The following is a 7,680-nucleotide window of genomic DNA, read 5'->3' on the forward strand; positions in this document are numbered from 1 at the left end:
CGGTGAGGGTGGGCAGGAGCATGCCTGCTTGAGAACACAAGCCCCGCCGCGGCTCAACCGTGGCGCACGGTGTGCGTGCCACCCACGGGCAGCACGTGCACGCGGTCGCGGGGCCAGCCCCGGCGCAGCCACTCCGCGTCCAGGCGCAGGGGCGGCTCGTCCAGGGGCTCGTCGGTGAGCTTGAATGTGCCCCAGTGCATGGCGAGGAAGGCGAGCGCGCCCAGGTCCTCGAAGGCCTGCACCGCCTCCTCCGGGTTCATGTGCTGGAAGCGCATGAACCACGCCGGGTCATAGGCGCCAATGGGCAGCAGCGCCGCGTCCAGGTGGGGGAAGCGCGAGCCAATCTCCTTGAAGCCCTGGAAGTAGGCGGTGTCGCCGGAGTGGTAGATGCGCGCGCTGGAGCCCTCCACCACGAAGCCGCCCCAGAGCATCTGGTTGGCGTCGTTGAGGCCGCGGCGGCTCCAGTGCTGGGCGGGCACGTAGTGCACGCGCACGGGGCCCACCTGCGTGGACTCCCACCAGTCCAGCTCGCTGAAGGGCAGGCCCTCCCCCTGGAAGATGGGCGCGTGGCCCAGGCCCGTGACGACGCGGGCCCCCACCTGCTTGAGCGTGGGCAGGTCCAGGTGGTCGTAGTGGTTGTGGGACACGAGGCTCGCGGTGATGGGCGGCAGCCGCTCCACCGGCACGCCGGGCGGCACGTTGCGGCGGATGACGACGTTGATGGCGTCGCGCAGCACCGGGTCGATGAGCAGCGAGATGCCATCCAGTTGCACGAGCCAGCTCGCGTGGCCCAGCCACGTCAGCCGCGCGCCCTCGCCCGGAGCGGGCGGGTTGGCGAGCACCGCGAGGTCCGGCGCCACATGCGGCACCGGCGCGCGCGCGGGCGACTTGCGGCGCTTGCCGCCCAGCTTGTCCACCACGGCCCACTTGAAGACCGTGTTGAACGGGTGCGGTCCGCTGCCATCCAGGTTCTTGAAGCGCATCGCCATGAGCGGCTCCGGGGACGGTTTTCAGCGGGGGGCGTGCTTCGCGAGCACCTGATCCAACGCCTCCGCCTGCGCCCGGCCTTCCGGGTCCGGGTCCTTCATGGCCCTCGCCACGAAGGTACGCGCCCGCACGGGCTCCGTCTTCGCCAGGGCCATGGCCATGCCCAGGTTCGCCTGGGGGTGATCCGGCGAGGCCGCCAGCACCGGGGCGAGGATTTCCACGGCCCGTGCGTCCTGCTGGTGCTCCAGGTAGAACATCGCCAGGTCGCACGCCGGGCCGGGCGCCGTGGGGTCGCGGGCAATCGCCTCCTCCAGCAGGGCCACCGACTGGGCCCGCTCGCCCTGGGCGTCCAGCACCAGCGCCAGGCCGTGGAGCACGTCCACGGAATCAGGCGCCTGCCTCCTCGCCTCCTGCAGCAGCCGGTGGGCTTCTCCGGTATTGCCTGCGTTCAGCTGCGCGATTCCCTCGCGGTACAGGTCACTTCCCACGGTGTCCTCCAGTGCAACACGCGGCGCGTTGGCTCATTCTCTCGCAACTTTGCACCGGCGCTCCGCAACTTTGGACCGGCGATTTCCGAAAAATCGAGAAGACTTCTCCCCCGGGCCCCCGACCATGATCATCAAGAACGCTCCCATCCGCCGTCCGCAGACCACCGGGACGGAGCCCTCCGCGCGTCCCGCGACGCCTCCCGCGCGCAACCAGGTGAAGGATTCCTTCACCGGCGGCACCACCGCCGCCCAGCGCGCGGCGCCCGTGTCCGGCGCCCCCGCCGGGGACCACGGCAAGCTGATGAGTGACTACCTCACCGGCGCGATTCCTCCGCCGGCGGACTTCGAGAAGGTCATGGGCTACAAGCCCTTCGCCATCCAGACGCCCCACGGGCAGCGCATGCAGGACCCGTTCGGCGCCGCCTCCGTGCCCGGCAAGATTGGCCCGGACATGGAGTTCGACCCGGCGGCCAAGACGCACGACTACGGCTATGACCTGCTGCGTTACTACGACCGCGTGGGGACGCCGCTGAAGCCCGAGGCGCGCAAGGCCGCGGACGCCCAATTCCGCAAGGACATGTTCGACTACGCCAACGACCAGAAGGGCGCGGTGAACCGCTTCAAGTTCCGCGCGTGGGCGCAGATCTACGCCACCGCGGTGGAGCTGAACTCGCGCGTGCAGGGCTACGGCCCTCCGTAGTCGCATGGCTGGCGGGGCGCGGGGGCGTGGTGCTGCCGCCCGCCGCGCGACGCCCTCGTGGCTCCGGCCCCGGGCCCCCTGGGCGCTTCACCGGAGCTTCACCGGAGCTTTCAGGGGCAGGTGGCCGCGTCGTCGTTGCGGTCAATGATGGGCGTGCCCGGGAACACGCTCGCAGCGAGCGCGGTGGCCCGGCACGTGGGCAGCTTCGCGTTGTCCAGCACGGTGAAGTCGTGCGTCACGCGGGCCAGCTCTCCCAGGCCGAAGTTCGTGAGCACCGGGTTGCCCTGGACGTTGAGGAGCTCCAGCTCGCGCAGCGCCGTGAAGTCGCCCAGCGTCGGCAGCTTCGGGTTGCCCAGCACCTCCAGGGTGCCAAGCTGGGGCAGCCTGGCGAAGCCATTCAGCGACGTCAGCGCCCCGTTGACGACGACGGCCACCCCGCCCGCGGTCCGCAGCAGGGGCATGCCGTGCACGCGCTGCAGGGACGCGTTGTACTTCACGGAGAATTCCTCATCCACCGAGTCCAGCACGGGCATGTCCCCCACGCTCACCAGCGCCGCATTGCCCTGGATGTGGATGCGGCCCGCGCGGGTGAGGCTGAGGAGCCCGGACGTGTCCGGCAGCCGGGTGTTGCCAATGAGCTCCAGGGCGCCCAAGGAGGCGAGGCGCTCCAGTGGGGCCAGCGTCTCCAACTGGGCGTTGTTGCGCAGCTCCAGCGTGCCGTCCACGGACACCAGCTGCTCCAGCCCGGAGGGAGCCAGCAACCCGGAGTTGTTCAGGAAGCGCATGTCTCCGTGCACCTGGCTCAGGTTGATGAAGGGGATCCGGTTCAGCCGGAGGTTGTCCTGGAGCGTGAGCGAGCCCGTGAGCGTCACGACGTGGGCCAGCAGGCCGGGAGCCACCATGGCGTTGTTCGAGCGCAGGGTGATGCTGTCGGTGGGCACCACCGCGGCCAGCCCCTCCAGGGAGGAAAGCTTCGCGTTCTCCTCGACGGTGAGGCTGCCCACCACCCGCAGCAGGCGCTGGGACTCATCGCCCAGGACTAGGTCCTCGAGCTGGGCGTTGTCACGCAGCTCCACGTTCCCGCCGACGAAGCGCAGCGAGGTCAGCGCCAGCCGCTTCAGGCTGGAGTTGCCCTGCACGACGAGGGAGCCGTCGATGATGGCCAGGGTGGGGAGGAAGGCCTCGGCGAGGGTGGGCGCCTCGATGCGCAGGTCGCCCCGCAGGCGGTCGACGCCCTCCAGCGCGATGAGGTCCACGGCGCTCGCCACCACGAAGTCTCCGTCGTGGATGCGGGCGGCCTCGCACACGTGGAGGATCGTCATGAAGCCGCCGGGGTCCGGCCCGGTGTCGCCGTTCTTGTCCTCGAAGACGGCCACGCCCGTGCCCCCCGCGGCGCAGTTCATGCCGCCGGGTTCGGGCTGGTAATGCTGGAGGCGCAGGTGGGCCGGCGCCACGTCGCACGCGTAGGCGGTGGCGTCGATCTCCGCCGCGTCGAGGACGCCGTCCAGGTCCAGGTCCGCGCCGGCCTCCACCACCGAACCGCCCCGAGCGCACGGGGCGACGGAGCCGGGCAGCTCGCGCGCGCGTGAGAGCACGGGGGCAGGCTCGTTGCAGACCTGCACCGTGTGGGTGATCTCCTCGTCCTCCAGGAGCTCGTTGCCGTTGGCGTCGTGGCCGGCGTACGTCACCTGCCCGCCCCGGGGACACTGCTCTCCGGACGCCACCGGGCGCACGATCACCAGCACGTTGGCGACCGTGGTGACGCAGACGTACTCGGTGGACTTCACCTCCGAGTCGTCCAACTGCTCGTTGCCGTCGTAGTCCAGTCCGGACTGCACCGCCTGTCCGCCGTGGGTGCAGTTCGTCCCCTTCGGCTCGACCTGCGTGCGGGTGCGCACCTTGGGGATGAGCTCGGTGCAGACGTAGTCGGTGGCGGAGACCTCGAAATCGTCGAGCACCCCGTCGCGGTCCTGGTCCAGGCCCGACAGGAAGGCCTGCCCGCCATGGGCACAGTGCTCGCCCGCGGGCTCCGGGCGGACCCGGGTCCGCGCTTCGCGCTGGGTGATTTCAGTGAGGTCGATGGCGTCACAGCCGCTGACCGTGAGGGCGAGCAGCGACCCCCACGTTACCCATGTGCGTCGCATCCGTTGCCCTCTCCATCCGGTCCCCCCGACTCCGCCTCCCTGTCCATACGGAGGGAGGGGATTTGCCAGGTCGTTTCCCGATGAATTCAGCCGAGGCTTCCCCGCAAGGCTTTGAAACTCCAGGCCCGGCGGCCCCATCACGGGCATCTTCTACCGGAAATCCCCGGCGGGAGACAGGGACGGGGGCCGGTGTTACGCGAGGTGTAAGAGCGCGCCGGGTGCCGCCTTCCCTGGAGTCAGCGAGGACATGTTCAACTGCGCCAACGATCAGGAGGGCACGATGGACCGCTTCAAGCTCCGCGCGTGGGCGCAGGTCCACGCCACCGCGGCGGAGCTGAACTCGCGCGTGCAGGGCGACGGCCCCCGGTGGTCGTATGGACGCTGAAGGGCCAGACGCAGCGCTGCCGCCGGACCGCGAGGACGTGGTGGCGGCGCTCCTGGCCCAGCGGGGCCGCTTCCTCGCCTTCGTGGAGCGGCGCGTGGGCAGTAGCGCCGTCGCGGAGGACCTGCTCCAGACGGCCTTCGCCCGCACTCTGGAGAAGGGTGGGGCGCTGAAGGACGGCGAGGGCGCGGTGGCGTGGTTCTACCGCCTGCTGCGCAACGCCCTCGTGGACCATCACCGCCGGCAGGCCGCGGAGGGACGCGCGCTGGCGGTGGAGGCCCGCGACGCCGACAGCGCCCCGGAGGACCTGGAGCTGAAGGGCGCGGTGTGCGCGTGCCTGGGGGACTTGCTGCCCACGCTCAAGCCGTCGTACGCGGAGCTGGTGCGCCAGGTGGACCTGGAGGGGCGCGCGGTGCCGGACGTGGCGCGCGAGGCGGGCATCACCGCCAACAACGCAGGGGTGCGGCTGCACCGCGCGCGGCTCGCGCTCAAGCGTTCGCTGGAGCGCAGCTGTGGCGCGTGCGCGACGCACGGCTGTCTGGACTGTTCCTGCAAGCCCCGCGGCTGAGCCCCGGGGGAGCTTCACCGGAGCTTCGCCGGAACTTCAGGGGCAGGTGCCCGCGTCGTCGTTGCGGTCGATGGAGGGCGTGCCCTGGAACACGCTCGCCGCGAGCGCGGTGGCCTGACACGTGGGCAGCTTCGTGTTGTCCGACACGATGAAGGTCTGGGTCACGCGTGCCAGCTCCCCCAGGCCGAGCCCCGTGAGCGCCGTGTTGCCCTGGACGTTGAAGAACTCCAGCTCGCGCAGCTTCGCGAAGTCCCCCAGCGTCGGCAGCTTCGCGTTGGCCAGCACTTCCAGGGTGCCGAGCTGGGGCAGCCTGGCGAGGCCGCTCAGCGAGGTCAGCGCCTCGTTGCCGACGACGGACACCGTGCCCGCGGTCCGCAGCAGGGGCAGGCCGTGCACGCGCTGCAGGGACGGGTTGTGCTTCACGAAGAATTCCTCATCCACCGAGGTCAGCAAGGGCATGTCTCCCAGGCTCACCATCGCGGCATTGCCCTGGACGTGGATGCGACCCGCGCGGGTGAGGTTGAGGAGCCCGGACGTGTCCGGCAGCTGGAGGTTGCCCGAGAGTTCCAGGGAGCCGACGGAGGCGAGGTGACCCAGTGGGGCCAGCGTCTCCAGCTGGGGGTTGTCGCGCAGCTCCAGCGTGCCGCCCACGGACTGCAGCTGCTCCAGGCCGAAGGGCCCCTCCATCCCGGGGTTGTTCACGAGGCGCAAGTCTCCGTCCACCCGGAGCAGGTTGACGAAGGGCGTCCCGGTCAGCAGGGGGTTGTCCTGGAGCGTGAGCGAGCCCGTGAGCGTCACGACGTGGGGCATCACTCCCGGGCTCTCCAGCGTGTCGTTCGCGCGCACGGTGATGCTGTCGGTGGGCACCACCGCGACCAGGCTCTTCAGGGAGGAGAACTTCGGGTTCTTCTCGACGGTGAGGCTGCCCGCCACCAGCAGCGGATGCTCCTCATCTCCCAGGGCCATCTCCTCGAGCTGGGCGTTGTCACGGATCTCCGCGTCATCGCCGATGAAGCGCAGCATGCCCAGGTCCAGCCACTTCAGGCTGGAGTTGCCCTGCACGACGAGGGAGCCATCGATGATGGCCAGGGTGGGGAGGATGACCTCGCCGAGCTCGGGCGCCTGGATGCGCAGGTCGCCCCGCAGGCGGTCGACGCCCTCCAGCGCGAAGAGGTCCACGTCGTTGCTCACCACGAAGTCTCCGTCGTACGTGCGGGTGGCCTCGCACACATAGAGGGTCGTCGTGTAACCGCCGGGGTCTGGCAGGGTGTCGCCGTCCAGGTCCTCGAAGGCGTCCACGCGCGTGCCCCTCGCGGCGCAGTCACCGCTCCCGAGTTCGACCTGGCCCTGCTTGAGGTGCAGGTCGGCCGGCTCCACGTCGCACGCGTAGGCGGTGGCGTTGACCTCCGGCAGGTCGAGGAAGCCGTCCAGGTCCAGGTCCATGCCGGCCTGCACCACCGAACCACCCCGGACGCACTTCGGGCTGGTGTCCGCCAGCCTGCGCACGCGGGAGAGCACGGGGATGGGCTCGTTGCAGACCTCCACCTCGCGCGCGACCTCCTCGTCATCCAGGAGCCCGTTGCCGTTGGCGTCGTGGCCGACGCGGGTGACCATCCCGCCCCGGGGACACGTCGCACGGGGCGCCACCGGCTGCGAGGTCATCAGGATGTGGGGGACCGTGGTGGCGCAGACGTACTCGGTGGAGCTCACCTCCGGGTCGTCCAGGTGCCCGTTGCCGTCGGAGTCCAATCCGGAGTGCACCGCCTGTCCGCCGTGGAAGCAGTGAGCTCCTGGGGGCTCGACCTGCGTGCGGGTGCGCACCGTGGGGACGGCGTCGGCGCAGACGTACTGGGTGCTGAGGACCTCGACGTCGTCGAGCACCCCGTTGTGGTCCTGGTCCAGGCCCGTCAGGACGGCCTGGCCTCCGAAGTCGCAGTGCTCGCCCGAGGGCTCCGGGCGGAACCGGGTCAGCGCGTCACGCTGGGTGATCTTCGGGACGTTGATGGCCTCACAGCCGCTGCCCATGAGCGCGAGCACCGCTCCCCACGTTCCCCATGTGCGTCGCATCTGTGCCTTCTCCGTCCGGCAAGCGACCTCTTCTCCCTGTCCCTACGGAGCGAGGCGCTTCGCCAGGTCGTTTTTCGCTGAACCGAGCCGTGGCCCCCCGCAAGGCCTTGAAACTCCAGGCCCGGTGGCCCCGGCACGGGCGCCTTCCTACCGGAAATCCCCGCCGGGAGACAGGGAGGGGGGCCCAGCGTTACGCGAGGTGTAAGAGCGCGCCGGATGCCGCGTTGGCCCGGGGAAAGGAGGCTTCACCATGCCGCATTCCCACCCGCATCCCCCTGCCTCGCCTTCGCCCCGACCGCCGCCCTCCAGGGAAGGCGGCGGTCGGGGCGAAGGCGAGGCAGGGG

General features: G+C 70.5%; 7 protein-coding genes. 3 read left to right on the forward strand and 4 right to left on the reverse strand.

What is annotated here, in order from left to right; genetic code table 11:
* Positions 1 to 53: 53 nt before the first annotated feature.
* Together D7V93_RS32435 and D7V93_RS32440 are read right to left on the reverse strand one after the other, a co-directional pair.
* Positions 54 to 989, reverse strand: a complete 936-nt coding sequence (locus tag D7V93_RS32435) for an MBL fold metallo-hydrolase (RefSeq protein ID WP_120647066.1) — start codon at positions 987 to 989, stop codon at positions 54 to 56.
* 21 nt (positions 990 to 1,010) lie between these two features.
* Positions 1,011 to 1,475, reverse strand: coding sequence for a tetratricopeptide repeat protein (locus D7V93_RS32440; protein WP_120647067.1), 465 nt, complete (start codon positions 1,473 to 1,475; stop codon positions 1,011 to 1,013).
* A 124-nt stretch (positions 1,476 to 1,599) separates the two neighbouring features.
* Between D7V93_RS32440 and D7V93_RS32445 the strand changes: the two genes are divergently transcribed.
* Complete coding sequence (locus D7V93_RS32445) at positions 1,600 to 2,175, forward strand: phospholipase A2 family protein (protein WP_120647068.1); 576 nt, start codon at positions 1,600 to 1,602, stop codon at positions 2,173 to 2,175.
* 110 nt (positions 2,176 to 2,285) lie between these two features.
* Here the strand turns inward: D7V93_RS32445 and D7V93_RS32450 are convergent, their stop codons facing one another.
* Positions 2,286 to 4,319 (reverse strand): DUF7151 family protein, encoded by a 2,034-nt coding sequence (locus tag D7V93_RS32450; protein WP_120647069.1) that lies wholly within the window; start codon positions 4,317 to 4,319, stop codon positions 2,286 to 2,288.
* Between the two features lie 247 nt (positions 4,320 to 4,566).
* Here D7V93_RS32450 and D7V93_RS45340 point away from each other — a divergent pair, with 247 nt between their 5' ends.
* Both D7V93_RS45340 and D7V93_RS32455 read left to right on the forward strand, forming a co-directional pair.
* Positions 4,567 to 4,704 carry a hypothetical protein gene (locus D7V93_RS45340; protein WP_158623912.1) on the forward strand — a complete coding sequence of 46 codons (138 nt, stop codon included), beginning with the start codon at positions 4,567 to 4,569 and terminating at the stop codon, positions 4,702 to 4,704.
* Complete coding sequence (locus tag D7V93_RS32455) at positions 4,694 to 5,269, forward strand: RNA polymerase sigma factor (RefSeq protein WP_120647070.1); 576 nt, start codon at positions 4,694 to 4,696, stop codon at positions 5,267 to 5,269. Before D7V93_RS45340 ends, D7V93_RS32455 begins: the two co-directional genes overlap by 11 nt.
* Before the next feature lie 36 nt (positions 5,270 to 5,305).
* Here the strand turns inward: D7V93_RS32455 and D7V93_RS32460 are convergent, their stop codons facing one another.
* Positions 5,306 to 7,336: a DUF7151 family protein gene (locus tag D7V93_RS32460; protein WP_147451456.1), complete on the reverse strand. Its 2,031-nt coding sequence runs from the start codon at positions 7,334 to 7,336 to the stop codon at positions 5,306 to 5,308.
* Between the last annotated feature and the right edge of the window lie 344 nt (positions 7,337 to 7,680).

The organism is Corallococcus llansteffanensis (assembly GCF_003612055.1).
GTDB classification, from domain to species: Bacteria; Myxococcota; Myxococcia; order Myxococcales; family Myxococcaceae; genus Corallococcus; species Corallococcus llansteffanensis.

What these genes read in the sequence shown, in the direction of transcription:
- D7V93_RS32435 (WP_120647066.1), bottom strand. Translation starts at nt 989, where the DNA reads ATGGCGATGCGCTTCAAGAACCTGGATGGCAGCGGACCGCACCCGTTC.
- D7V93_RS32445 (WP_120647068.1), top strand. Translation starts at nt 1,600, where the DNA reads ATGATCATCAAGAACGCTCCCATCCGCCGTCCGCAGACCACCGGGACG.
- D7V93_RS32450 (WP_120647069.1), bottom strand. Translation starts at nt 4,319, where the DNA reads ATGCGACGCACATGGGTAACGTGGGGGTCGCTGCTCGCCCTCACGGTC.
- D7V93_RS45340 (WP_158623912.1), top strand. Translation starts at nt 4,567, where the DNA reads ATGTTCAACTGCGCCAACGATCAGGAGGGCACGATGGACCGCTTCAAG.
- D7V93_RS32455 (WP_120647070.1), top strand. Translation starts at nt 4,694, where the DNA reads ATGGACGCTGAAGGGCCAGACGCAGCGCTGCCGCCGGACCGCGAGGAC.
- D7V93_RS32460 (WP_147451456.1), bottom strand. Translation starts at nt 7,336, where the DNA reads ATGCGACGCACATGGGGAACGTGGGGAGCGGTGCTCGCGCTCATGGGC.